The following is a 25317-nucleotide window of genomic DNA, read 5'->3' as shown; positions in this document are numbered from 1 at the left end:
TCGCTCCAGTACTGCATCCACCAACTCGGATGGGATGACCTGGGTCAGTTCACCGATATGACCGGGCGAGAACACGCTCCTCGAGTCCGGACAACAGCCCCTCAGTCTCCACGCCCGGAGCCGTCGCTGTCAGTCCGTATGGTTCCGGGTTCCCAGGCCCTGCGGCGCGTGGCTACCGTCCGGACCGTCGGAGTTCCGGCGGTCCGGACGGGCCGCCATCACGCGCCTTCAGGAGGTCACGGTGACCGCGAACAACCCCACCCGCAGGAGCATCCTCAAGTCCGCCGGCGGGCTCGGCGCCGCGCTGGCGCTCGGCGGCGCGAGCGTCCTCGCGACTGCCTCTGCCGCTCGCGCGGCCGACGACGGCTTCGGCCTGCACATCTCCGACCGCAACGAGGGCGACGCCCGGATGTGGTACTACCGCTTCCGGACCGCCGAGATCGGCTGGGAGCCGGCCGTCAACGTGCTGCTTCCCGACGACTACCACACCAGCGGCCGCACCTACCCGGTCCTCTACCTGCTGCACGGCGGCCTCCAGGACTTCATCGAGTTCGACCGCCGGGGTGTCCGCGACTGGACCATCGGCAAGCCGCTGATCGTCGTGATGCCCGACGGCGGGCAGGCCGGCTGGTACTCCAACCCGGTCAGCACCAACGTCGGCCCCCGCAACTGGGAGTCCTTCCACATCAACCAGCTGATCCCCTGGGTCGACGCCAACTTCCGCACCTTCGCCGAGCCCGAGGGCCGCGCCGTCTCCGGCTTCTCCATGGGCGGCTTCGGCGCCCTGAAGTACGCCGCCAAGTACTGGGGCCACTTCGCCTCGGTCAGCGCCCACTCCGGCCCGGCCAGCCTGCGCCTCCACAGCGGCGCGCTCGCGCACTGGGCCAACGTCTCCTCCGCCGTGCAGGACCTGGCCGGCGGCAGCATCTACGGCATGCCGCTGTGGGACCAGGCCAGGGTGACCGCCGACAACCCGGTCGAGCGCCTGGAGAGCTACCGCAACAAGCGGATCTTCCTGGTCGCCGGCACCAGCCCCGACCCGACCAACCCCTTCGACACCTTCAACGAGACCGAAGTGCTGGCCGGCCAGCGGGAGTTCCGCGCCCTGCTCGACGGCGCCGGCATCCCCTACGAGGCCCACGAGGAGTCGGGCGGCCACTTCATCCGCCCGGACATGATGCAGCGCGACATCGACGGCATCATCGGCCGCCTGCGCAAGGCGTGAGGGGCACTTCGATGGTCTCCCTCACCTCGTGGTCGGCCCGGGCCGCGGCCGCCCTGCTGCTGCCGCTCACCGTGCCGGCCGCTCCCGCCGCGGCCGCTCCCACGCTGGCCGCTCCCGCCCTGGCCGCCGGGTTCGCGGCGGCCTGCCCGGCCCGCGGTCAGATCTCCCAGCACTACTCCCAGGAGCACAACGGCATCGACATCGCCAACGACTACGGCACCCCGATCTACGCGGCCGGCGACGGCAGGGTCGTCCTCTCCGGCACGACGCCCGACTACGGCCAGTGGATCCGCATCCTGCATCCGGACGGGACCATCACCGAGTACGGGCACATGCAGCGGCGGGACGTGTTCGAGGGCGACGACGTGACGGCCGGCCAGCAGATCGCGCTGATGGGCAGCGAGGGCAACTCCACGGGCCCGCACCTGCACCTGCGGGTCTGGGCCGACCCGAACGCGTCCATGCGCACGGACCCGGAGCCCTATCTCGCGGAGCGCGGCGTCACCGTGCCCTGTGTCCCCGGAAGCGGCCCCCGCCCGGCCCCGCTGGTGTATCCGGCGGAGTCCGGCCGGGTGGTCTCGGCCCGGTCCGCGGACGGACGCCTCGAAGTGTTCGCGGCCGGCGCGAACGGCGTCTCGCACGCCTGGCAGACCGCGATCAACGGCGCCTGGTCGGAGTGGGAGGACCTCGGCGGCCCCGCCGGCGCGGAACTCGCCATCGGCCCCAACGCCGACGGCCGACTGGAGGTGTTCGCGATCAACGGCTCCACCCTCCAGCACCGCTACCAGCTCCAGCCCTCCGGCGCCTGGTCCGGCTGGGAGGACTTCGGCACCGGAGGCCACGACATCGCCGTCGGCCCCAACGCCGACGGCCGGCTCGAAGTCTTCGCCTCCGGCCCGGTCGGCGTCTTCCACCGCTACCAGACCGCACCCAACAGCGGCTGGTCCGGCTGGGAGGCCACCGGCGGAGGCCCCGCCAACAGCGAGATCGAACTCGGCAAGGCCCCCGACGGCCGACTCGAAGCCTTCGCCCTCAACGGCACCACCTTCCAGCACCAGTGGCAGACCGCCGTCAACGGCACCTGGTCCGCCTGGGACGACTTCGGCACCGGAGGCCACGACCTCACCGTCAGCCACAACCAGGACGGCCGACTCGAAGCCTTCGCCTCCGGACCCGCCGGCGTCTACCACAAGTACCAGACCGACCCCACCAGTTGGTCCGGCTGGGAAGCCACCGGCGGCCCCGCCGACTCCCGGCTCACCAGCCAGCAGACCGCGGACGGCCGGGTGGAGGTGTTCGCCATCAACGCCAGCACCGCCCAGCACATCTGGCAGACCGGCCTGAACGCCCCGTACGGCCAGTGGGACACCTTCGGCACCGGCGGCACCGAGATCGGCGCCGCCACCAACGCCGACGGCCGGATCGAGGTGTTCGGCTCCAACACCGACGGGATCCACCACAAGTGGCAGACCGGCTTCTCCACCTGGTCCGAATGGGCCTGGCTGAACACCACCCACGGACCCGCCGTCGGCCAAGGAGCCCTCACGTGACCAGAGCGCAACGCACCCTGCTGTCCACGCTCGCCGCGCTGGGCGTGACGGCGGGCCTGATGGTCGCCGCCCCCTCCGCGCCGGCCGCCACCGGCAGCGACCTGTGCGCCGAGGTCGGCTACCGGGCGGGCTTCCGGGGCGAAGCCCTGGTGACCGCGATCGCCGTCGGCCTCGCCGAGTCCAGCTGCAACCCGCTGGCCTCCAACACCCAGGGCAACACCCCGGACACCTCCACCGACCGCGGCCTGTGGGAGATCAACGACCACTGGCACAGCGAGGTCTCCGACGCGTGCGCCTACGACGCCCAGTGCAACGCCGACGCGGCCTACAAGATCTCCAACGGCGGCCTCGACTGGCACCAGTGGTCGACCTACAGCGCGGGCGCGCACCTGCGGCACATGGACGAGGCACGGGCCGCCGTGGACCGGCTCGGCCACCACGAGCCCGGCCCCGCGCCGCTGGAGTATCCGGCGGAGTCCGGCCGGGTGGTCTCGGCCCGGTCCGCGGACGGACGCCTCGAAGTGTTCGCCGCCGGCGCGAACGGCATCTCGCACGCCTGGCAGACCGCGATCAACGGCGCCTGGTCGGAGTGGGAGGACCTCAGCGGCCCCGCCGGCGCGGAACTCGCCATCGGCCCCAACGCCGACGGCCGACTGGAGGTGTTCGCCATCAACGGCTCCACCCTCCAGCACCGCTACCAGCTCCAGCCCTCCGGCGCCTGGTCCGGCTGGGAGGACTTCGGCACCGGAGGCCACGACATCGCGGTCGGCGCGAACCAGGACGGCCGACTCGAAGTCTTCGCCTCGGGCCCGGTCGGCGTCTTCCACCGCTACCAGACCGCACCCAACGGCGGCTGGTCCGGCTGGGAGGCCACCGGCGGAGGCCCCGCCAACAGCGAGATCGAACTCGGCAAGGCCCCCGACGGCCGCCTGGAAGTGTTCGCCCTCAACGGCACCACCTTCCAGCACCAGTGGCAGACCGCCGTCAACGGCACCTGGTCCGCCTGGGACGACTTCGGCACCGGCGGCCACGACCTCACCGTCAGCCACAACCAGGACGGCCGCCTCGAAGTCTTCGCCTCCGGACCCGCCGGCGTCTACCACAAGTACCAGACCGACCCCACCAGTTGGTCCGGCTGGGAAGCCACCGGCGGCCCCGCCGACTCCCGGCTGACCAGTGGACGTTCGCCGGACGGCCGGGTGGAGGTGTTCGCCATCAACGGCAGCACCGCCCAGCACATCTGGCAGACCGGCCTGAACGCCCCGTACGGCCAGTGGGACACCTTCGGCACCGGCGGCACCGAGATCGGCGCGGCGAACAACGCCGACGGCCGGATCGAGGTGTTCGGCTCCAACACCGACGGGATCCACCACAAGTGGCAGACCGGCTTCTCCACCTGGTCCGAATGGGCCTGGCTGAACACCACCCACGGACCCGCCGTCGGCTGACCACGCCGGTAACCCCCTGGAGCAACAGCGATGCACCCGATCAGCAGGCGCGGCCTGCTGCGGGCGGCCGGAGCGGGAGCACTCGTGCTCCCGCTCTCGGGCCGCACCGCCTCAGCGGCATCCACCGGCGCCGCGGAACCGCCCCACCTGTGGGTCGGCGCCGGCCCGTTCGCCCACGTCCACGACCCCTCCACCGCGCGCCGCCGCTACCTCAACGACCACACCGTGGTCCAGGCCGACGGGCGCTGGCACCTGTTCAGCATCGTCGGCGACAGCGCGCCACCCGGGCAGGCGCCCGACAGTTCGGCCGAGGTGTCGCTCGCGCACGCCTCGGCGCCCTCCCCGTCCGGGCCGTGGAGCAGCCACCCGGACGCGCTGACCGTCGACCCCTCGTACTTCGGCGAGGAGCACCTGTGGGCCCCGCACGTCGTCGAGTCGGACGGCGTCCACTGGATGTTCTACGCGGCGGGCGGGCACACCGGGGCGGCGATCAACGCCGCCACCTCCACCGACCTGTCCACCTGGACCAGGCTGCCGTCCGGGCCGCTGTTCCGCGGGACCGCCACCCGCGATCCGATGGTGCTGCGGATCGGCGACCAGTGGGTGATGTACTACACCGAGCTGTCCGCCCCCGGCGGGCACCACCAGGTCTGCTACCGGCGCTCCACCGGGCTGCTGACCTGGAGCGAGCCCGGCGTGGCCTTCGCCGACGCGGCCACCGCCGCGGACGGCGTCTCGATCACCGAGTCGCCCTTCGTGGTGGCCCGGGACGGCTGGTACTACCTGTTCCTCGGACCGCGCAACGGCTACGAGGGCACCGACGTCCTCGCCTCCCGCGACCCGTTCCGCTTCTCCCTCGACGACCGCGCCGGCCATGTGCCGGGCCACGCCGTGGAGGTGGTCACCGACGGGCAGCAGTGGTGGGCGAGCGCCGCCGGCTGGTTCCGCCGCGGCCTGTACCTGGCGCCGCTGGACTGGCGGTCCACCCCGCCGCCCTGGCAGAGCCCGGACAACCCGGTCGCCGCCCCGGACGTCCAGGGCCGGCTGAACGTGTTCGCCCTCGACGCGGCCGACCGGTCGATGCTGCGCCGTGTCCAGACCGACCCGGAATCCGACACCTGGTCGGACTGGGAGGTGTTCGGGACGCCCGCCGGCGCGGTGCCCGTGCTGGGCCGCAACGCCGACGGCCGACTGGAGGTGTTCTCGCTCGCCCCCGACGGCACCGACCTGCACCACCGCGTCCAGCGGACGGACGGCGGCTGGTCGGACTGGGAGGTCTTCGGCGGCCCGGCCGGCGCCGCCCCCGCCGTCGCCCGGAACGCCGACGGCCGGCTGGAGGTCTTCGCCCTCGCCCCCGACGGTGCCCTGATCGCCCGCCGCCGCCAGGCCTCGCCCGGCTCCACCGGCTGGGACGACTGGGACGCGGGCTTCAGCGGCCCGGTGGGCGCTCCGCCGGTCGTCGCCGCCAACGCCGACGGCCGGCTGGAGGTGTTCGTGCTCGCGCCCGGCGGCGCGGCGCTGCTGCACCGCTGGCAGACCTCGGCCGGCGGCGCCTGGTCCGCATGGGAACGCTTCGGGACGCCCGCCGGGGCCTCGCCGCGGGTGTCCCGCGACGGCACCGGGCGGCTGAACGTCACCGCGATCGCCCCCTCCGGCACGGCCGCCTTCCAGCGCCGCCAGTCGGTGCCCAGCGGCGGCTGGGACGCCTGGCAGCCGCTGCTCGGCTGGTCCACCGCGGCGCCACTGACGATCGCCGGCGCGGACGGCCGGTTGGAGGCCTTCTCCCTCTCCCCCGGCGGCGAGCGGCTGGCCCACCGCTGGCAGTCGGCGCCCGCAGGAGCCTGGGAGCCTGCGGGCGTGTTCGGCGAGGACTTCGGCGAGCCCGGCCCGGTGCTCGCCGCGCCGCCCTCGGCCGCGGCCGACTCCACCGGACGGCTGCACGTCTTCGCGGTGACCGAGGACGGCCGGCTGCGCACCCGCGTTCAGGACCGTCCCGGCGGCGGCTGGCGACCGTGGGCCGCCTTCGGCGACCGCCCGGTGGCACCGCTGCGTCCGGGGGCGCCGATGCTCTGACCGAACACCCGTGCACTCCGCTTCCACCTTGTCAAGTAGCCTGCCGCTCCGGTTTATTGTCGTACGCGAAGAGGTACCGTTCGTCCGTCCGGCAAGAGTCGGCGCGCGACACGGGGAGCGGTGCGCGGGACGGAGGAGCAGTGCGCGGGATTGTCGTCCACCTGCCGGCGGGGAACGGCGGCGACACGGTGACCTTACGACTCGGTCCGGGAGAGCGGGCGCGCTTCGGCCGCGGCTCCGCTCACAGGCCGGTGGAACTGCGCCTCGGCGACGAGTCGGTCTCCCGGCTGGCCGGTGAGATCCACGCGACCGACGACCACTGGCAGTTGAGCAACCTCAGCAACTCCCACGCCTACCTGGTGGAGAACCCGGAGGGCGCCGGCGAATACCTGCGGGTGCCGCCACGGCGGGTCGGCGCGCCGATCCCCTTCGAGTTCTCCCGGGTGGTGCTGCCCTCCCGGCGGGAAACCCCGCTGTCCTTCCAGGTGTTCGCGCCCGACCACGTCTACCTGGACCTGGACGCCCGCGGCGGCTCCTGGGAGAGCCGCACCATGACGGCGTACTCGCTGGACGAGACCGCCACCTACTTCCTGGTCCTGGTCGCGCTCTGCGAACCATGGCTGCGCGACCACTCCCTCGCCACCGTGCCCACCACCCCGCAGGTGGTCGCGCGGTTGCACGGCCACCCCTCCTGCGCCCGCCTCACCGCCCGCGCGGTCAGCTCGCACCTCGACTATCTCGCCGCCGAGAAGCTCCGCATCGACCTGCCCGACGGCGACCGCGCGGACCGCCGCGGCGGCAAACGCGAGGCCGTGGTGGGGCTCGCCCTGAAGTTCGGCATCGTCCGCGAGGAGCACCTCGTGCTCCTGCCGGACCCCGGACCCGGCCGGTCCGGACGGTAGGGAGGGCCGGCCATGCCGCAGAACCCGGCCTTCCCCGGGGACGGCGAGGAACTACTGCCGACCGGCCACCGGGTCGGAGAGTGGACCGTCACCGGGCTGATCGGTGAGGGCGGCTGGGCGACGGTATACGCCGCCCACCGGGCCGACGGCGGGGGCGGGGCGGATGACACGGTCGCCCTCAAGGTGCTGCTGACCGCCGGACTCGCGCCCCGCCAGGCCCGCCAGGTCGCCGAAGCCGCCCGGCGCGAAGCCGAGTTGGGCCGTACCGCCCCGCACCCCCGGCTGGTGCGGCTGCTCGATGCCATCGTCCTGGCCGCCCCTGACCAGCCCTCGCTCGACGGCGCGATCGTCCTGGTCATGGAACGCGCCCGGTGCACCCTGCGCGACCTGCTCGCCATCGGCATCGACGAGGCCGACGGCGCCAGGATCGTCACCGGCATCTGCGAGGGCCTGGCCCACCTGCACCGCTCCGGCTGGGTCCACACCGACCTCAAGCCGGAGAACGTCCTCATCGGCGCGGACGGAGAGGTCCGCCTCTCCGACTTCGGCCTCGCCATCGAACTCACCGGCACCCACGGCCACGGCTCCCCGATGGGCACCCCCGACTACCTCCCGCCGGAACGCTGGAAGGAACCACTCGGCGAACACGGCGTCAAAGTCCGTACCACCGCTGACATCTGGGCGCTCGGCATCGTGATCCACGAGGTCTTCGCCGCCGGCGGCCGGCCGTTCCCCGGCGCCACCTCCGCCGCCCGCTGCGCCGCCACCCAGCAGTACGCGGAAGGCCGCGCCGCCCTGCGGCTGGCCGCCGCCGTCCCCCCGTTCTGGCGCGCCCTGGCCGCCGACTGTCTCGCCCCCACCCACGCCGCCCGCGCCCCGCACACCGCCGAGAGCCTGCTCGCCCGCATCCGCGCCCACCGCCCCGGCCGGCGCGCGCGCCGCCCGACCCCTCGCCCTCGCACCGCTCTGCTGGCCCTGGCCTCCTGCGCCACGGTCGCCGTCACCGGCACTGCCCTCTGGCCGCACCCGGGACCGTCCGGACAGCCCGCCCACATCCGGGTCTTCAACACCGAACGCGGCTGTCAGGACCGCACCGACCGCGACCCCCAGTGCAGCCTCGGCCTCGCCGTCGACCCCCTGCGCCCCTACACCGCCGACAACGTCGTCCCCGTGCGGGTCTGGCACAACGACACCCTCGACGCCGACTGCCAACTCCCGACCGGCCTCCCCGTCATCAACGAGGAGGACCTCGTCTCCACCCTCTGGTACCGCATCCGCCTGCCGGGACCCACCACCGCCTGGCTCCCCGCCGTCCGCACCAGGGACCGTCCGGCGCTGCTCCGCTGCCTGTGACCGCCGCCGGCGCGGCTACCGTCCGCGCAGGGACACCCCGAAGCTCAATAGCGCCGGCTTCGGCCGCGAGGTCACCCGGGCGCTGCGCATCCTCGACCCGCCGCTGCTCTGGCGGCTGCTTCTGCGCCCCACCAAGGGGAACGCGCAGCTCGCGGAGCGTACCCTCTGCCACGATCCGGACTTCGCGACCCCCGAACGGACAGCCGCGGCACTCACTCTCGCCCGCCGCGGAGAAGTGGCCGGGGCCGGCGACGCGGGCCGGAGCGACGAGGGCCGGCGGCGGCCGGGCCGGCGGGTCGAAGCGTGCTGCGGTGCGCTCTGCCGTGTCGGCGACTCACGGCCACCGCTCGTCGCCCAGCGGCATGCCGTCGGTCCCAGGGTTGGATCTCACGCTCGTCCCCTGTCCTCCGGACGTCCCGCCGGCGCGGACAAGCCGTCGAGCTCGCGCCCGATCGCCTCCCGCAGTCCGTCGTGCTCCGGTCCGAGCGCGCTCGCGGGATCGCGCCAGTTCTCCGCGGGATACAGCCACACCGGGCGGCGGACGAGCTCCGGGCTCTCCCATTCGAACCGCGGCCACACGTGCGCGTGCAGGAAGCTGTCGGTGTTGCCGAGGATCTCCAGGTTCACGCGCCGGAACTCCGGGTCCAGCCGCCGGCAGACCCGCTCCACGGCCTCACCCAGCCGGTCCATGTCCGCCAGGAAAGCCGTTCGTTTGCCGCGCGGGAGATCGGACAGCCGCTGCACACCGGGCTCGTCCACCAGCAGGACCGAGTAGCCGGGCAGGAACTGCACGTCGCCGATCACCGCGAAGCCGGCGTCGAGCCGCCGGAGCACCGTGGGGTTCGTGCCTTTCAGCGCGCTGCCGATCCTGTCGCCCCGCCAGTCCTTCGCCATGACACCGCACCCCGTACAAGCGTGACCGGGCAGGCCCGGCCGAATGATGGTCGCCGGTCGCTCACCCGGCTCCGTGCCATGTTCGCATCCGGCCGAGGTGAACCTCGGCGTCGGCCGGGATCGGAAGGGACTCGACGCTGCTGACCGAGCGCCGGCATACGAGGGCCCGCCCCGGGGGCGCTCCCCGGGGCGGGGTGGGTCAGCTTCCGGCGGGGGCGCGGTGGCCGTGGCGGAAGAGCGGGGCGCGGGTGTCGAAGGGGACGTCCTCGCGGGAGGCGGCGACGGCGGCGTCGGAGGCGGGCAGGTCGAACGGGAGGGTCGCGGTCATCGGGGCGCGGCCGAGGGCGGCGTCCAGGACGACCTCGTCCGCGGCGCCGAACTCCCCGATCAGCAGGGCCGCGTGCGGGGCCAGCGGGGTGAGGACGGCGGGCCGTTCCAGCTGGGCGGCGAAGACCGTGGGGACGGCGGCGGCCAGGGCGGTGAGCCGCTCGACCTCGGCCGCCTCGAACTCCAGCGAACCGCTGTGGAAGTGCTGTTCGAGCATGCCCTCGCGCCGCTCGTACGGGGTGGCGAGGCGGACGACGGCAAGGTCGGCCTGCTCGGGTTGCTCGACGAGGGTGCCGTACCCGGCGGCGACCTGCGGGTCGACGCCCTCGACGTAGAGCCGGGTGGCGGCGGTGGCCGTACGCGGCTCGCCGGCCAGGTGGACCACGGAGCGGCGCTGGACCTCGCGGCCGAGCGCCCGGCCCTCCGGGGTGCCGACCAGTTCGGCGGCGGCCTCCACGTCGACGTACGGGTCGTCGAAGAGGCCGAGGCGGAACTTGTCGCGCAGGATGCGGCGGGCCGACTCGTCGAGCCGGGCCTCGGTGACGGCGCCGGAGCGGACGGCGGCCAGGATCAGCTCCGGGTCGGTCTCGCCGCCGAGCTGGTCGGCGCCCGCGTCGAGGGTGAGCACGACCTGCTCGGCGACGGACAGCTCCTCGACGCCCCAGTGCCGCGGCGGCAGGGTGACCACGCCGGGGACGCTCATGCCGGTGATGGCGTTGAAGTCGGTGCAGACCACGCCGTCGAAGCCGTAACGCCCGCGCAGCAGGCCGGTGATGACGTCCCGGTTGAAGTTGGCGCCGACCTCGGCGAGGCCGCTGCCGGAGGGGATCGCGTAGGCGGGCATGATCTGCGCGGTGCCCGCGGCGAAGGCCGCCTCGAAGGGGCGCAGGTGGGTCTCCAACTCGCCACCGGGGTAGACCAGTCGGCGCCCCGCGGCGAAGTGCGAGTCCTCGCCGCCGGCCTGCGGGCCGCCGCCGGGGAAGTGCTTGGTCATGCAGGCGACGCTGTCCGGGCCGATCCGCTCGCCCTGGAGGCCCTCGATGTAGGCGGTGATCATGCGCGAGGCGCGCTCCGGGTCCTCCCCGAAGGTGCCGCTGATCCGGGCCCAGCGGGGCTCGGTGGCGAGGTCGGCCATCGGGTGGATGGCGACCCGGATGCCGACGGCGCACAGCTCGCGGCGGATCAGGTCGGCGTAGCGGCGCACCAGTTCGGGGTCGTCGGTGGCGGCGAGGCCGATCGGCTCGGGGCCGGTGCTGAAGCCGCCGCCGGTGTGGGCGGTGGCCGGGTTGGCGGTGAAGCCGTGCCGGGGGTCGGAGGAGAGGGTGACCGGGATGCCCAGCCGGGCGGCCGCGGCGAGGTCCTGGACGTGGTTGTTCCACGCGGCCATCGCGCGCGGGTCGGGGACGGCCATCATGGCGAAGTGGGTGAGGCCGCGTTCGGTGATCAGGTCGGCGCCGGAGGGGAACGGCGGGTGCTCGCCGGGGAGCATCCGGCCGTGCAGCATCAGCGCGGCCTTCTCCTCCACGGTCATCCGGCCGAGGAGGTCCTCGACCCGCTCCTCGACGGGCAGCCGCGGGTCCTCGTAGGGCTCCATGGTGCCGTTGTGGTTGAGGTCCCGGAAGGGCGTGCCGTCGGTGTGGTGCAGCAGGGTCGTCGTCATGCCGTCACCTCGGCGGCGTTCGACACGGCGGTACGGACGGCGTTCGCGGTGCGGGCCGTGGTCGCGGCACCGGCGGCGGCCTCGGTACCCGCGGTGGCCTTGGCGTGGAAGGCGTCCAGGGTTTCCGCGGTGACCCCGCAGACGGCCAGGAAGGCGGCGGCGCCGCCGTGCTTGGTGCGGACCAGGTCGAGGAAGGCGCTCATCGCTCCGGCGGGGGCCTCCAGCAGCGGGGCGGGGACGACCAGTCGGCCGGCCTCGACCTCGTTGAGAGCGGCGCGGTTGCGGTCGGCGAGCCCGGCCCAGATCTGCTGGATCGCCTCGTTGGTGCGGGCGTAGTCGGCGACGATCTCCTCGGCGGGCACCCCGAGCAGTTCCAGCAGCAGCGCGGTGAGCAGCCCGGTGCGGTCCTTGCCTGCGGCGCAGTGCACCAGCACCCCGCCGGGGCGGGCGGTGGCCTCGACGGCGGCGGCCAGGGCCTGCGGCGCGGACTCGGCCATCAGCAGGTAGAAGGCGCCGAGGTCCGCGGCGGTGGTCATGGTCCGCATGGCCTGGGCCAGTTCGTCGTTGGTGGGCTCGATCCGGGCGGCGACGACGGCGATGCCGGCGGCCTCGGCGGCGGCCCAGTCCTCGGGGCTGCTCTCGGCCTCGCCCCGGAGGTCGACGACGGTGGTGACGCCGTGCTCGCGCAGCTGGGCGACGACGTCCGCGTCGGCGGCGGGGAAGGGCTGGGCGGAGCGGAACAGGGTGCCGGGACGGATCCAGCGGCTCGCGGGGTCGGCGAGCACGGCGGGGTCGCGGAAGTTGACCAGGGACATGCGGGGGCCTTTCGGGATGTGCGAAGGGTCTTGCGAGGGGCGTGACGAAGGGTGTGGCGAAGGGTGTGGCGAAGGGTGTGGCGAAGGCGCGCGGCAGCACCGCGCGAGGGGTGACGTGGGGGTGCGGAGGGGGGAGTTGGGCGTGCGGTGCCGTCCGGGCGGCCGGCGGCACGCCCGGGGACGGGAACGGAAGCGGTGACGGGGCTCGGGTCAGCCCGCCGCGGCGAGCACGTCCCGGTAGGCCTTGACCCAGCCGGCCAGCGTGCCGCTCTCCTGGCCGATCAGGATGTGGCGCCGCACCATGCCGCCGAACATCGCGCCGAACGCGGTCGGGCGCAGATCGGTCTCCGGGTCGGTGTCCGGGTCGGTGCCGAGCCGCTCGGTGGCGATGGTGACGGTGTGTTCGATGAAGGCGTCGATGACGACCAGGGCGTAGTTGTGGACGGAGTGCACTTCGAGCAGGCCCCTGCGCAGCCGCCGGCGGCGCTCGGTGTGCTCGACGGGCTCCTCCAGCTGTCCGCCGGTGACGGTCAGCGCGTGTTCGAGCGCGGCCCAGAGCGGGAGTTCGGCGGGGGCGGCGGCGAAGGCGTCGAGGACGACGTGACCGAAGTCCCAGCCGAACAGCAGGGCTTCCTTGGCCGGGTAGTAGCGGAAGAAGGTGCGGTGGGCGACGTCGGCGCGGCGGCAGATCTGGTCCACGGTGGTGCGTTCGTAGCCCTGCTCCTCGAAGAGGTCGAGCGCCGCGGAGCGGATGCTGTCGCGGGTGCGCGCCTTCTTGCGGTCGCGCATGCCCGGCTCCGCCGCGGTGTCCGTCCCCTGCATCGTTCTTCCGCTCCTGTTCGGTGAGTTGGGTGTCCGAGCCGGCCCGAGTCGGTTCCGAGTCGGTCTGTTCCGGTCCCGGGCGAGTGCCCGGTCCGGGCGTCGGTGGGGCCGCCGAGGGGGCGGCTGTCAGTACCGAATCACGTCCGACCGTGCTCGCTCAAGGCGGGAGCCGACTCTTCCGGGTTTCGTCATCCGAAGTTTGCACAACTGCCTTTTGGCAGTACTGCCACTTCCGAAATGGTGTGGACGTCGGCGGCCGCACTCCCCCTGGCCGCCCCGCACCCCCCGAACCGAGGAACCATGAAGCGGCACACCCACCTCCTGGTAGCCGCGGCCTGCACGGCCGCGCTCACGCTCACCGCCTGCTCCGCCTCCGACGACGCCCTGTCCGGCACCGGAGCCGCCGCCGGGAACACCGGAGCGGCGGCCGACGGGCCGGCCGTGGACGGCGGCACGCTCAAGATCGGCCTGGACCGGCCGTTCGCCAAGCTCGACCCGGCCGACGGAACGCTGATCCAGATGCCGATGATGGTCCTCGCCAACGCCCTGTACGACCCGCTGATGGTCAACGGCGACAACGGCACCGTCCAGCCGTACCTCGCCAAGTCCTTCACCCCCAACGCGGACGCCACGGTCTGGACCCTCGACCTGCGCGAGGGCGTGACGTTCAGCGACGGCAAGCCGCTCGACGCCCAGGCCGTCGCCGACCACGTCACCCGGCTCGCCAAGCCGGAGAGCAAGTGCGCCTGCGCCCTCGACGCGGCCGCCATCGGCTCCACCGCCGTCACCGGCCCGACCACCGTCGCCTTCACCCTCAAGGCGCCCGACGCCGCCTTCCCGAACCTGTTCACCCGCTCGCTCGGCTACGTCTCCGAGGCCCCGTCCGGCGACTCCCCCGCCGTCGGCTCCGGCCCGTACACGGTGGAGAGCGTGCAGCCCGGAGTCTCCGTCACCCTGACCCGCAATCCCGCGTACTGGGGCGCCAAGGGCCACGCCGACAAGCTCGTCTACCGGGTGCTGCCCGACACCGACAGCCGCTACCAGTCGCTGCGCTCCGGCGACACCGACCTGATCTGGACCGAGACGCCCAGCCAGCTCAAGCAGGCCGCCGCCGACGGGCTGCGCACCGCCACCGGGCCCGGCTCCACCAGCACCGTGCTGTTCAACACCAAGGCCGCGCCCTTCGACGACGTCCGGGTCCGCCGGGCGGTGCAGTACGCGATCGACCGCGAGGCCCTGGAGAAGGTCGTCTTCCTCGGTCAGGGTTCCGTCGCGGACGGCCCGATCGGCTCCCGCTCCCCGTACCGCACCGCCGCCGGTTACCCGGCCCACGACCCGGCCAAGTCCCGTGCCCTGCTGGCCGAGGCCGGCCACCCCGACCTCGCCTTCGAGTACCTCGTCGACAGCCGCCCCGAGGCCCAGCAGCGCGCCACCGTGCTCCAGCAGATGCTCGGCGAGGCCGGGATCAGGATGACCGTCAAGCCGCTCGACAACGCGGGCCTGGGCACCGCGATGCTCCAGCGCAAGTTCCAGGTGATGGACTTCATCACCAGCATGTTCGGCGACACCGACACCGCGCTCAGCAGCCTCTACCTGCCGAACTCGCCGTACAACTTCATGAGTTGGTCGGACCCCGAGGCCCAGAAGGCGATCACCGAGGGCCGTGCCTCGACCGACCCGGCCAAGCGCTCGGCCGCCTACGGCCAGGCTGCAGCACGGGTCGTCGGCGAGGCGCCGATGGTCTTCCTCACCGAGAACACCGTCGGCTTCCTCGGCACCGCCAAGGTCGGCGGACTGCCCGACCTGTCCAGGCGCACCGTCCTCAACGTCTCCCCCGCCACCCTGTGGGTGAAGCGGTGACCCCCGGCGCCCGGACCGCCCTGCGGTACGGCGGGCAGCTCGGCCGCGCCGCGGCCGTCCTGCTGCTGGTCACCGTCGGCGCGCTCGCCCTGCCCCACCTGATGCCCGGCTCCCCCGCCGTCGCCGCCCTCGGCCCCACCGCCACCCCCGAGCAGATCTCCGCCTACGAGGCCGGGCTCGGCCTGGACCGCAACGTGCTCGCCGCCACCTGGCAGTGGATCGGCGACGCCCTGCACGGCGACCTCGGCCACTCGCTGTCCACCGGAGCGGCCGTCACCGGAGAACTCGCCGACCGCGTCCCCGTCACCCTCGAACTCTTCCTCGCCGCCCAGCTGGTGGCGCTCTGCCTGGCCGTGCCCGTCGCCCTGCTCTCCGCCTGGCGGCCCGGCGGCACCTTCGACAGGCTCGCCACCACCGCCACCTTCGGCTGGCTCGCCGTGCCCGGCTTCGCCCTCGGCCTGCTGCTCATCTGGATCGCCGCCGTCCAGCTGCGCGTCCTGCCCGCCACCGGCTGGACCCCGTTCACCGAGAACCCGGCCGAGAACCTGCGCCACCTGGTGCTGCCCGCCCTCACCCTCGGCCTCACCGAGGCCGCCGTGTTCACCCGCACCCTGCGCGGGCAGCTGCTCGACACCCTCGACCAGCCGTACATCGCCGCCGCCCGCAGCCGCGGCATGGGCACCACCCGGCTGCTGCTGCGCCGCGCCCTGCGGCCGTCCAGCCTGCCGCTGGTGACGCTGATCGGGATCGGCATCGGGACCTCGCTGGGCGGCTCGGTGCTGGTCGAGTCGCTGTTCGCGGTGCCCGGCGTCGGCAGCCTGGTCTCCGGGGCCATCGCCGGCCGGGACTTCCCGGTCGTCCAGGCCGTGGTGGTGGTCAGCGCCGTCGCCGTGGTCGCGGCCACCTTCGCGGTCGACCTGCTGTACCGCACGATCGACCCGAGGATCGCCCATGAGCACCGCTGAGACCACCACCGTGACCGTCGAGAGCGCCGCCGGGACCGTCAAGAGCGCCACCGACACCGCCGCCACCGCCGGGACCCCCACCGCCCGCCGCCGCCCGCCGGCCGGCGTGCTCGCCGCCGCGGCCTGGCTGGCCGTGGTCGCCCTCGCCGCCCTGCTGCTGCCCCTGCTGCCCGGCTTCGACCCGCTGCACGGCGACTTCGCCCACCCCTCCGCCGCCCCCGGCCCCGGCCACTGGCTGGGCACCGACGGCTCCGGGCGGGACATCCTGCAGCGCACCGTCGCCGGCGCCCGCGCCTCCTTCACCGTCGCCGCCCTGACCGTCCTGGTCGGGCTGCTCGGCGGCGGCGCGCTCGGCCTCGCCGCCGGCTGGTTCCGCGGCCCGGTCGACAAGGCCATCGGCTTCGCGACCGACCTGCTGATGTCCGTGCCCAGCCTGATCCTGGTGATGATCGTGGTCTCGATGCGCGGCCCCGGCCTCACCGTCATCGGCGGCCTGATCGGGCTGTTCACCGTCCCGCACTTCACCCGGGTGGTGCGCGCCGTCGTGCTCTCGCTCGCCGAGCGCGGCTTCGTCCAGGCCGCCCGCATGATCGGCACCGCCCCGCTGCGCATCCTGCGCCGCGAGATCGTCCCGCACGTCCTGCCGATCGCGCTCACCTTCGCCTTCACCGCCACCACCGTCGCCATCGTCGCCGAGGGCTCGCTCAGCTTCCTCGGCTTCGGGCTGCGCCCGCCGGAGCCCTCCTGGGGCGGCATCATCGCCGAGGGCCGCACCACCCTCGGCAGCGCGCCGTGGATCTCGCTGGCACCCGCGGCGGTGCTCTGCCTGACCGTCCTCGCCCTCAACTACCTCGGGGAGCACCTGCGTTCGGGTGCTCCCGCCGCAGCCAGGCCCACCGCAGCCAAGTCCGCCGCTGCGAAGCCCACCGCCACGAAGGGAGCGCGCGGATGACCTCCGCCCCCGTCCTCGACGTCCGCTCGCTGGATACCGTCCTGCACACCCCCGACGGGCGGAGCCTGCACGTCCTGCACGGCGTCAGCCTCACCATCGCGGCCGGCGAGTGCCTCGGCGTGGTCGGCGAGTCCGGCTCCGGCAAGTCCGTGCTCGCCCGCACCGTCCTCGGCGTCGGGTCGCGCACCACCCGGGCCGTCGCCACCGGCGAGATCCGGCTGAACGGCGAGGACCTGCTCGCCGCCACCCCCGCCCGGCGCGCCGAACTGCTCGGCACCGGCATCGCCATGGTCCACCAGGATCCGATGACCTCGCTCAACCCGGTCGTCCGGATCGCCGACCAGGTCACCGAGTCGATCACCAACCGGCGCCGCCTGTCCCGGCGCGAACGGCTGCGCACCGCCGCCGAGTTGCTCGCCGCCGTCGACGTCCCCGACCCCGCCCGGCGGGCCCGCGCCCACCCGCACGAGCTCTCCGGCGGCCTGCGCCAGCGCGTCGGCATCGCCGCCGCCCTGGCCGGCGAACCCGCCCTGCTGCTCGCCGACGAACCCACCACCGCCCTCGACGTCACCGTCCAGCGCACCGTCCTCGACCTGCTCGACCAGCACCGGGTCGACCGGGGCCTGGCCACCCTGCTGATCACCCACGACATCGGCCTGCTGTACGGGCGGGCCCGCCGCATCGCCGTCATGTACGGCGGCCGGATCGTCGAGACCGGCCCCACCGAGGCCGTCACCCGGCACCCCCGGCACCCCTACACGGCGGCGCTGCTGCGCTCCGTCCCGCGGGTCACCGGCCCGCTGCGCCGCACCCTGCCCGCCATCCCCGGCTCACCGCCCGACCTCACCCGGCCCATCCCCGGCTGCCCCTTCGCGCCGCGCTGCGAGCGGGCGACGGAGCTGTGCACGACGACCCCGCCGCCCACCCGCACGGCGGCGGACGGGGCGGACGGGGCGGACGGGGCGGACGGGGCGGACGGACACACCGTCGACTGCCACTTCCCGCTCACCGCGGCCGACCCCACCGCTCCCGAGGAACTGGAGTCCGCGGCATGACCACCACCCCCGAAACCGTCGCCCCCGACACCGCCGGCGCCGGAACTGCCGACGCCGGTACGGCCGTCCTGGAGGCCACCGGCCTCGGCGTCGTCCACCGCACCCGCTCCGGCCCGCTGCACGCCGTCAGCGGCGTCGACCTGGCCCTGTATCCGCGCCGCACCCTCGCCCTGGTCGGCGAGTCCGGCTCCGGCAAGAGCAGCATCGCCAAGGCCCTGCTGCGGCTGCCCCCGCCCACCACCGGCACCGTCACCCTCGACGGCACCGACCTCGCCACGCTCTCCCCGCGGGCCCTGCGGGCGGTCCGGCCCCGTCTCCAGATGGTCTTCCAGGACCCGCTCTCCTCCCTCAACCCGCGCCGCCGGGTCCGCGACCTCGTCGCCGAACCCCTCGACGCCCACCCCGGCCCGGCCCGCGACCGCGAGGAGATCGTCACCCGGCAGCTGGAGGCCGTCGGCCTGCCGCCCGCCCTGTTCGGCGACCGCCGGCCCCACCAGCTCTCCGGCGGACAGGCCCAGCGGGTCGCCATCGCCCGGGCGCTGGCCGCCGGGCCGCGCGTCCTGATCGCCGACGAGGCGGTCTCCGCCCTCGACGTCTCGGCCCAGGCCACCGTGCTCAACCTGCTGCGCGACCTCACCGAGGAGCGCGGACTGGCCGGCCTCTTCATCTCCCACGACCTCGGCGTGGTCCGGGCGGTGAGCGACGAGGTGGCCGTGCTCCAGCTCGGCCGCATCTGCGAACGCGGCCCCACCGAGGCCGTCCTCGCCGCCCCGGCCCACCCCTACACCGCCGCCCTGCTCGCCGCCGTCCCCGAACCCGGCCGCCCGCTGCGCGACACCGGCCTGCTCCCCGCCGACCCGCCCTCCCCCCTCGCCCCGCCCAGCGGCTGCCGCTTCCGCACCCGCTGCCCGCTGGCGGACAGCCGCTGCGCCACCGAGGAGCCCCGGCCGCGGGAGGTGGCGCCCGGCCGCACGGTGGCCTGCCACCGCCCGCTGGTCGGCGCCGCGGAGGCCTGACCGGCCTGGCGTGCGGCCCGACCGCCGCCCGATCAGGCACCGGGACGGCCCCGGCCGACCCGCCCGCGACGCCGAACGGCCGACGGGTGCGAGCGCGCGGCGACGGCACTCCCCCGGAGGTGTCGCAGCCCGCACGGACGCACCGGCCCCGGTCGGCCGCCCGACAACGGCGGCGCGGCCGAACCCCTGACCGAGGCATGACGCGGCCACCGCCTTCGGCCGTTCCGCGGTCGGGGCCCGGTAGCGTCACCGGTCATGAGGATTCTGGTCACCGGCGGCGCCGGGTTCATCGGTTCGGCGGTCGTCCGGGGCCTCGTGGCGGCGGGCCACGAGGTCCGTGTCCTGGACGCGCTGCTTCCCGCCGTCCATCCCTCGGGGATGCCACCCGAGTTGCCCGCGGCGGTGGACTTCCGGCACGGGGACGTACGGGACCGGGCGACGGTCGAGCGGGCGCTGGCCGGAGTGGACGCGGTCTGCCACCAGGCGGCCATGGTCGGCTTGGGGACGGACCTCGACGACGCGCCCGCCTACGCGGGCTGCAACGATCTGGGAACGGCGGTGCTGCTCGCCGCGATGGCGCACTCGGGCGTGCGCGGCCTCGTCCTCGCCGGGTCCATGGTGGTCTACGGCGAGGGTCGCTACCGCTGCCGGCTGCACGGGGACGTCGCACCCGGTCCACGGCGCCCGGACGAACTGGACGCCGGCCGGTTCGAGCCGCCGTGCCCGCGCTGCGGTGCCGAACTCCAGCCCTGCCTGGTGACGGAGGACGCACCGACGGACCCGCGCAGCGTGTACGCGGCGACGAAGCTCGCCCAGGAGCACCTGGTCTCCGCCTGGACCCGCGCCTGTGCGGGCCGTGCCCTGACCCTGCGCTACCACAACGTCTACGGCCCCGGGATGCCGCGGGACACTCCGTACGCCGGAGTGGCGTCGCTCTTCCGCTCGGCCCTGGCCCGGGGCGAATCGCCCAGGGTGTTCGAGGACGGCGGGCAGCGCCGGGACTTCGTCCACGTGGCGGACGTCGCCGCCGCGAACCTCTCCGCGCTGGCGGCGCTCGGCGACCGCCCGCCGGGCAGTACCCGGGCCTACAACGTGGGCAGCGGCGAGGTCCGTACGGTCGGGGAGATGGCACGGGCGCTGGCCGCCGCCCACGGTGGGCCGACGCCGGTGGTGACCGGCGAGTACCGGCTCGGCGACGTCCGCCACATCACCGCGGACTCGGCCCGGATCCGGACGGAACTCACGTGGCGGGCCCGGGTCTCCTTCGCCGACGGGATGCTGGAGTTCGCCGCCGCGCCGCAGCGGGCGTGAGACCGGCGCGCGGCGTCAGCCGTGCGCGGGTGCCGCCGGATCCCGTCCGCTCCCCCGGACGGGTCGAGCCTCGCCGACGTGGCACCTCCGCAAGGCGCGGTTCGGCCTCGGCGGGCCGGGCTGCGGTTAGCGTGACCGGCGTGACTTCTCCCCTCCATCCCGTCCCCGTCGCCGATGTCGTCCTCCCCTGTCTGGACGAGTCCGCGGCCCTGCCGTGGGTGCTCGGCCGTGTCCCGGACGGCTGGCGCGCGATCGTCGTCGACAACGGTTCGCGCGACGGCTCGGCGGAGTTGGCCCGGTCGCTGGGCGCCACCGTCGTCGAGGAGCCCCGGCGCGGTTTCGGCGCCGCCTGCCACGCCGGTCTGCTCGCCGCGACCGCCGGACTGGTCTGCTTCATGGACTGCGACGGTTCGCTCGATCCGGCCCAACTGCCCCGCGTCGCCGGTCCCGTGGCGGCCGGCACGGCGGACCTCGTGCTCGGCCGCCGCCGTCCCGCGACCGCCGGCGCCTGGCCGGTGCACGCCCGGCTCGCCAACACCGTCCTCGCCCGCCGGCTGCGCGCCCTCACCGGGGCGCCGCTGCACGACCTCGGACCGATGCGGGCCGCCCGGCGGGAGCGGCTGATCGCCCTCGGGCTGGGCGACCGCCGCTCCGGCTATCCGCTCGAAATGGTGCTCGCCGCCTCGGCGGCCGGGATGCGGATCACCGAGACCGACGTCGACTACCTGCCGCGCTCCGGCCGCTCCAAGGTCACCGGGACCGTGCGCGGCACCCGTCAGGCCGTACGCGACATGCGGGCCGTGCTGGCCGCACCGCCGCCCACCCTGCTGGTCATCGCCAAGGCGCCGGTTCCGGGCCGGGTGAAGACACGTCTCACCCCGCCGTGCAGTCCGGGGCAGGCGGCGGCGCTGGCCCGGGCCGCCCTCGTCGACACCCTCGCCGCTCTCGACCGGATGCCGGCCGGCCGGCGGCTGCTCGTCCTCGACGGGGACGCCGGTCCGTGGCTGCCGCCCGGTTGGGACGTCGTCCCGCAGTGCGGCGGCGGGCTCGACGAGCGGCTCGCGGCGGCCTTCGCCCACGCTGCCCGGCGGGCTCCGGGATCACCCGCCCTGCTGGTCGGCATGGACACCCCGCAGCTGGACCCGGCCGTCCTCGCCGAGTCGCTCTCCCCGGCCCACCGCGCCGGTGCGGACGCCTGGTACGGCCCGGCGGCCGACGGCGGCTTCTGGGCCCTCGGCCTGGCCCACCCCACCGAGCGGCTGGCCCGACGCCTGCTCCGGGGGGTGCCGATGTCCACCTCCCGCACCGGCGCCGTCCTGCTCGACCGCCTCGCGGCCGAGCGCCTGACGGTCCGCCACCTCCCGGTGATGACCGACGTGGACACCATCCAGGACGCCCGCCGCGTCGCGGCCGAAGCGCCGCACACCGGGTTCGCCGTGCGCCTGCGCACGATCGACACCGCCCCGGAGTTCGCCGGATGACCGCCCCGGCCGCCGCCTGGATCGACGACCCGTTCGCCGAGGCCGTACGCGCCGGACGCGGCCCCCTGTGGCTGCGCCAGGAGGACGGCTCGCGCATCGCACTCGACGTCGAACGGTGGTGCGCCCCCGCCGCCGGAGGCGACCACAGCCTGCTGCGGCGCTGCGTGGGCCTGGCCGCCCCGGTGGTGGACCTGGGCTGCGGACCCGGCCGGCTCGTGGCCGCCCTGCTGGCCCTCGGTGTCCCGGCCCTGGGAGTCGACGTCACCGGGGCGGCGGTGGAACGGACCCGCCACCTCGGAGGCCCCGCCCTGTGCCGGTCCGTGTTCGACCGGCTGCCCGCCGAGGGCCGCTGGGGCGGTGCGCTGCTCGCGGACGGCAACCTCGGCATCGGCGGCGACCCGGCCGTGCTGCTGCGCCGCGGCGCCGAACTCCTGGCACCGGACGGCGTCCTGCTGGTCGAGGTCGAGCCGTGGGAGCTCGACGAACGGATCACCGTACGGGTCGAGGGTTCCGACGGCCGCCTCGGTCCGGCGTTCGCCTGGGCCCGGTGCGGCGCCGGGGCGGTCACCCGGCGGGCCCGCCGGGCCGGGCTCGTCGAGACCGAACGCTGGACCTCCCACGGACGGCGGTTCCTCGCCCTCCGCAAGTCCTCCGCCGGCACACTCGTATGACGGGGCGCTTCGACCCGCCCCCTCCGGGTCGGCGGTGCGCCACGCGCCTCGGAGCGTCGGCGGCCGGTCAGGCCTTCGTCGTCCCCGGCGCCGGGCCGCCCGCCGGCCGCGGCGGTACGGCGCGGGACAGCCCACGGGCCGTCGGCACCGCGAGCACACAGGCCAGCGCGACCGCGTACGAGGACCGTTGGGCGTCCGCCCCGCCGACGAGGTAGAGCGCCTGTCCGGCCGCCGGAACGGCCAGCCACTCCCACCGCCCGTCGAGCGCGACCAGGGCCACCACCAGCAGGCCGTACCAGGGGTAGCTCGGCGCGACGACCAGCAGCGCCGTTCCGGTCACCAGCAGGGCGCCGCGCCACGGACGGCCGGGATCGCCGCGCAGCAGCACCCACAGCGCCACCACCGCCAGCACCAGCACGGCCGCCCACGGGGCCCACCGGTCGGCGACGACGATCCGCAGGAGGCCGAACCGGTCGAGGTGCCCCTGCTCGTACCCCTCCTCGCGCAGGTATCCGGGCAGGTACCCCAGCACACCGGGCCCGGAGGCGACGAGGTAGGGCAGATAGACCGCCACGAACGTCCCGAGGGCCACTGCGAGCAGCAGCACGTCGGACCTGGTCGGACGCCGGGCCAGCAGCCCGGAGAGTGCTCCGGGCAGGGCGAGCGCCGGCAGCAGCTTGGTCGCGACCGCCGCGCCGAGCAGGGCGCCGCCGGCACCGGCCCGGCGACGGGCGGAGAAGCCCAGTCCGGCCACCATCAGGAGCGCACCGAGGGTGTCGACGTGCGCGTCGTTGACCGCCCACACCGTCACTCCGGGGCACCAGCCCCACAGCGCGGCGCGTCGGCCGCCCCGCCGTGCCGCCAGCAGTGCGCCGGTGGTGGCCACGGCCAGCACGGCCCCTGCGGCCTGCACACCGCGGACGCCGCCGCCGAACGGGTGCACGGCGAGGAACCACGCCTCCGCGACCGGCGGGTAGATGGTGTGCACGGCGGGCCGGTTGATCCGGGTGCAGTCGCCGTCCGCGGTCCGCCGCTCGTCCCACCCCGCGCAGCCGTCACCCGCCGGGAACAGGCCCGGATCGCGCAACCGGGCCAGCGCCGGGTCGTCCGGGGTGCGCGCGTAGGGCGAGGTGCCGGCCGCCTGGACGCGGCCGTCCCACACGTACCGGTAGGCGTCGTCGCTGGTGCGCGGTGGCGCCAACAGCCCCACGGCGGCGACGGCGACGCTCCCGGCCAGGACGAGCGGCACCACGTGACGGTCGCCCACCCCGCGGAGCAGGACGAGCGCGAGGGTGAACAGCGCCGCGTCGAGGGCGTACCAGCCGTACAGCGGCGCCCGGTCGGCGAGCGTCCCGCCGCCGGTCACGGTCAGTGCCAGGGCCGCCGTCAGCGCGGCGAGGGCGAGGACACAGGGCAGGAGGCGTCGGGTGAGCACGCGCCCACCCTGCCACCGCGGTGGCCCGTCACCGAGGACCGGCGGCGCCGCCGTTCGCGGTCCGGTCAGGCTCCGGGGACGCCCGGAAGGCCGGTGGTGAGACCGTCCAGGGCGTGCGAGCAGACGCAGTCCCGGTCGACGGGCAGCAGCTCGATCGCCTTGAACAGCACCGTGCGCAGCCGGTCGACGTTGCCCGCGAAGACCTTCAGCACCTCGGCCTGGGTGACGCCCTCGCCTGCCACGACTCCGGCGTCGTGATCGGTGACGAGCGCCAACGTGCTGTAGCAGAGGCCTAGTTCACGCGCCAGCGCGGCCTCCGGGTGCCCGGTCATGCCGACCACCGACCAGCCGTTCGCGGAGAACCAGCGGGACTCGGCGCGGGTCGAGAAGCGCGGCCCCTCGATCACCACCAGGGTGCCGCCGTCCACCGGCCCCCAGGCCGCCGCGGCGGCGGCGTCCAGGGCCGCCCGCCGCCCCGCCGGGCAGTACGGGTCGGCCATCGGCACGTGCACCACCTCGGGGACGGAGCCGTCCGGCAGCGGCCGCCCGTCGTAGAAGGTCTGCACCCGGCCCGCGGTCCGGTCCACGAACTGGTCCGGCACCAGCAGCGTGCCGGGCCCGTACTCCGGCCGCAGCCCGCCCACCGCGCACGGTCCGAACACCTGCCGCACCCCCAGCGCGTGCAGCGCCCAGAGGTTGGCCCGGTAGTCGATCCGGTGCGGCGGCAGCGTGTGCCCGCGCCCGTGCCGGGGCAGGAAGGCGACCCGGCGACCGGCCACCTCGCCCAGGAACAGCGCGTCGCTCGGCGGCCCGTACGGCGTGTCGACCCGCACCTCGGTCACCTCGTCCAGCAGCGCGTACAAGCCCGAGCCGCCGATCACACCGACCTCGGCCCGCGGCGCGTCTCCACGTGGCGTCATGTGTTCCACCTCTCTCTCGGCGAGACCGTTCCGGCCACTGCGGGAACCAGCGGGCCTCGGGTCTCGACATCCGTTCTTACGGTTCACGAACCCCGCACCACCGGTACGGGCCGGCCCGCCGCTCACCCGGGCGCGGACCGTCGGGATCGGCCGACGCGGCGGAGCTTGAGCGCGAGGGCGACGGCCGCCGCGCCGAACAGGACTCCGCTGACGGCGAGCCACCGGCCGAGGTAGACCTCCTCCGACAGCCCGGTGGCCCCCGGGTACGGCTCGGACAGGTTCAGGACGAGGGGGAACCAGACGAGCAGCAGGAGGCCGGACAGGACGACCGGTACCCGCAGGTAGTTGATCCACTCGACGGTCGGAGCCCGCTCGTGGCGGTGGCGCAGGACGGACCGGGCGGAGAGGTCGGCGAGCGAGTAGAGCGGCAGCAGGACCAGGTCGTGGACGAGGGCCCCGCCGACGAACCAGACCACCACCGCGAGGGCCCGGTCGGACACCAGCCGCTCGGCGGCGTAACCGGTGAGCGCGAACGAGGCGAGCAGCACGAGCAGGTGCATCGGCCCTGCGCCGTACCAGCGG

21 protein-coding genes and 1 pseudogene are annotated in these 25317 nt (G+C 74.8%); 15 read left to right on the top strand and 7 right to left on the bottom strand.

Annotated elements, in window-relative coordinates; all coding sequences use genetic code 11:
* Window positions 1-241 precede the first annotated feature (241 nt).
* The 6 genes from ACGFSC_RS04705 to ACGFSC_RS04680 all read left to right on the top strand — a co-directional run bounded on the left by ACGFSC_RS04705 (window position 242) and on the right by ACGFSC_RS04680 (window position 8551).
* Entirely contained in the window at window positions 242-1225 is a 984-nt protein-coding gene (locus ACGFSC_RS04705) for an esterase family protein (protein WP_359897897.1), read from the top strand.
* 11 nt (window positions 1226-1236) lie between these two features.
* On the top strand, window positions 1237-2775 hold the full coding sequence (locus ACGFSC_RS04700; RefSeq protein ID WP_359897898.1) for a peptidoglycan DD-metalloendopeptidase family protein: 1539 nt from the start codon (window positions 1237-1239) through the stop codon (window positions 2773-2775).
* Window positions 2776-2834: 59 nt separating this feature from the next.
* Window positions 2835-4223, top strand: coding sequence for a hypothetical protein (locus ACGFSC_RS04695; protein WP_359897903.1), 1389 nt, complete (start codon window positions 2835-2837; stop codon window positions 4221-4223).
* Between the two features lie 30 nt (window positions 4224-4253).
* Complete coding sequence (locus tag ACGFSC_RS04690; RefSeq protein ID WP_392862435.1) at window positions 4254-6296, top strand: glycosyl hydrolase family 32; 2043 nt, start codon at window positions 4254-4256, stop codon at window positions 6294-6296.
* A gap of 140 nt (window positions 6297-6436) precedes the next feature.
* Entirely contained in the window at window positions 6437-7198 is a 762-nt protein-coding gene (locus ACGFSC_RS04685) for a serine/threonine protein kinase (protein ID WP_359903834.1), read from the top strand.
* Window positions 7199-7210: 12 nt separating this feature from the next.
* The gene (locus ACGFSC_RS04680; RefSeq protein WP_359903837.1) at window positions 7211-8551 is read left to right on the top strand and encodes a serine/threonine-protein kinase; all 1341 of its coding nucleotides are present in this window, start codon (window positions 7211-7213) and stop codon (window positions 8549-8551) included.
* Window positions 8552-8938: 387 nt separating this feature from the next.
* On the opposite strand, the gene ACGFSC_RS04675 is transcribed toward ACGFSC_RS04680, so the two are convergent.
* From ACGFSC_RS04675 to ACGFSC_RS04660, 4 genes are all read right to left on the bottom strand, one after another.
* Window positions 8939-9445 carry a diadenosine tetraphosphate hydrolase gene (locus ACGFSC_RS04675; protein WP_359903839.1) on the bottom strand — a complete coding sequence of 169 codons (507 nt, stop codon included), beginning with the start codon at window positions 9443-9445 and terminating at the stop codon, window positions 8939-8941.
* 199 nt (window positions 9446-9644) lie between these two features.
* Complete coding sequence (locus ACGFSC_RS04670; protein ID WP_359903842.1) at window positions 9645-11432, bottom strand: glycoside hydrolase family 3 N-terminal domain-containing protein; 1788 nt, start codon at window positions 11430-11432, stop codon at window positions 9645-9647.
* Complete coding sequence (locus ACGFSC_RS04665) at window positions 11429-12247, bottom strand: tyrosine-protein phosphatase (RefSeq protein ID WP_359903845.1); 819 nt, start codon at window positions 12245-12247, stop codon at window positions 11429-11431. The genes ACGFSC_RS04670 and ACGFSC_RS04665 overlap by 4 nt, the downstream gene beginning before the upstream one ends.
* A gap of 210 nt (window positions 12248-12457) precedes the next feature.
* Window positions 12458-13069 carry a TetR family transcriptional regulator gene (locus ACGFSC_RS04660; protein WP_359903848.1) on the bottom strand — a complete coding sequence of 204 codons (612 nt, stop codon included), beginning with the start codon at window positions 13067-13069 and terminating at the stop codon, window positions 12458-12460.
* A 300-nt stretch (window positions 13070-13369) separates the two neighbouring features.
* On the opposite strand from ACGFSC_RS04660, the gene ACGFSC_RS04655 reads away from it, so the two are divergent.
* From ACGFSC_RS04655 to ACGFSC_RS04615, 9 genes and pseudogenes are all read left to right on the top strand, one after another.
* Entirely contained in the window at window positions 13370-14929 is a 1560-nt protein-coding gene (locus ACGFSC_RS04655) for an ABC transporter substrate-binding protein (protein ID WP_359903851.1), read from the top strand.
* The gene (locus ACGFSC_RS04650) at window positions 14926-15894 is read left to right on the top strand and encodes an ABC transporter permease (RefSeq protein ID WP_359903854.1); all 969 of its coding nucleotides are present in this window, start codon (window positions 14926-14928) and stop codon (window positions 15892-15894) included. The genes ACGFSC_RS04655 and ACGFSC_RS04650 overlap by 4 nt, the downstream gene beginning before the upstream one ends.
* The gene (locus ACGFSC_RS04645; protein WP_359903857.1) at window positions 15881-16846 is read left to right on the top strand and encodes an ABC transporter permease; all 966 of its coding nucleotides are present in this window, start codon (window positions 15881-15883) and stop codon (window positions 16844-16846) included. Before ACGFSC_RS04650 ends, ACGFSC_RS04645 begins: the two co-directional genes overlap by 14 nt.
* The gene (locus ACGFSC_RS04640) at window positions 16843-17901 is read left to right on the top strand and encodes an ABC transporter ATP-binding protein (protein WP_359903859.1); all 1059 of its coding nucleotides are present in this window, start codon (window positions 16843-16845) and stop codon (window positions 17899-17901) included. The genes ACGFSC_RS04645 and ACGFSC_RS04640 overlap by 4 nt, the downstream gene beginning before the upstream one ends.
* On the top strand, window positions 17898-18917 hold the full coding sequence (locus ACGFSC_RS04635; protein ID WP_359903862.1) for an ABC transporter ATP-binding protein: 1020 nt from the start codon (window positions 17898-17900) through the stop codon (window positions 18915-18917). Before ACGFSC_RS04640 ends, ACGFSC_RS04635 begins: the two co-directional genes overlap by 4 nt.
* 255 nt (window positions 18918-19172) lie before the next feature.
* Complete coding sequence (locus tag ACGFSC_RS04630; RefSeq protein ID WP_359903865.1) at window positions 19173-20228, top strand: NAD-dependent epimerase/dehydratase family protein; 1056 nt, start codon at window positions 19173-19175, stop codon at window positions 20226-20228.
* Between the two features lie 131 nt (window positions 20229-20359).
* A pseudogene (locus ACGFSC_RS04625) lies at window positions 20360-21082 on the top strand (glycosyltransferase family 2 protein); the annotation flags it as partial.
* 99 nt (window positions 21083-21181) lie between these two features.
* Complete coding sequence (locus ACGFSC_RS04620; RefSeq protein ID WP_359903915.1) at window positions 21182-21709, top strand: DUF2064 domain-containing protein; 528 nt, start codon at window positions 21182-21184, stop codon at window positions 21707-21709.
* A complete protein-coding gene (locus tag ACGFSC_RS04615) occupies window positions 21706-22380 on the top strand; it encodes an SAM-dependent methyltransferase (RefSeq protein ID WP_359903868.1) in 675 nt (224 codons plus the stop codon). The genes ACGFSC_RS04620 and ACGFSC_RS04615 overlap by 4 nt, the downstream gene beginning before the upstream one ends.
* 67 nt (window positions 22381-22447) lie before the next feature.
* Here ACGFSC_RS04615 and ACGFSC_RS04610 read toward each other — a convergent pair whose 3' ends face one another.
* The 3 genes from ACGFSC_RS04610 to ACGFSC_RS04600 form a co-directional block, all read right to left on the bottom strand.
* Window positions 22448-23815: a hypothetical protein gene (locus tag ACGFSC_RS04610; RefSeq protein WP_359903871.1), complete on the bottom strand. Its 1368-nt coding sequence runs from the start codon at window positions 23813-23815 to the stop codon at window positions 22448-22450.
* Between the two features lie 65 nt (window positions 23816-23880).
* Window positions 23881-24735, bottom strand: a complete 855-nt coding sequence (locus tag ACGFSC_RS04605; RefSeq protein ID WP_359903873.1) for an S-methyl-5'-thioadenosine phosphorylase — start codon at window positions 24733-24735, stop codon at window positions 23881-23883.
* Window positions 24736-24857: 122 nt separating this feature from the next.
* Window positions 24858-25295 carry a hypothetical protein gene (locus tag ACGFSC_RS04600; RefSeq protein ID WP_380351073.1) on the bottom strand — a complete coding sequence of 146 codons (438 nt, stop codon included), beginning with the start codon at window positions 25293-25295 and terminating at the stop codon, window positions 24858-24860.
* Window positions 25296-25317: the final 22 nt, after the last annotated feature.

The sequence above is a fragment of the Kitasatospora sp. NPDC048715 genome (assembly GCF_043198905.1).
GTDB lineage: Bacteria > Actinomycetota > Actinomycetes > Streptomycetales > Streptomycetaceae > Kitasatospora > Kitasatospora lactacystinica.
Note: the sequence above shows the minus strand (reverse complement) of the source record. Positions and strands in the feature narration are given on the sequence as shown.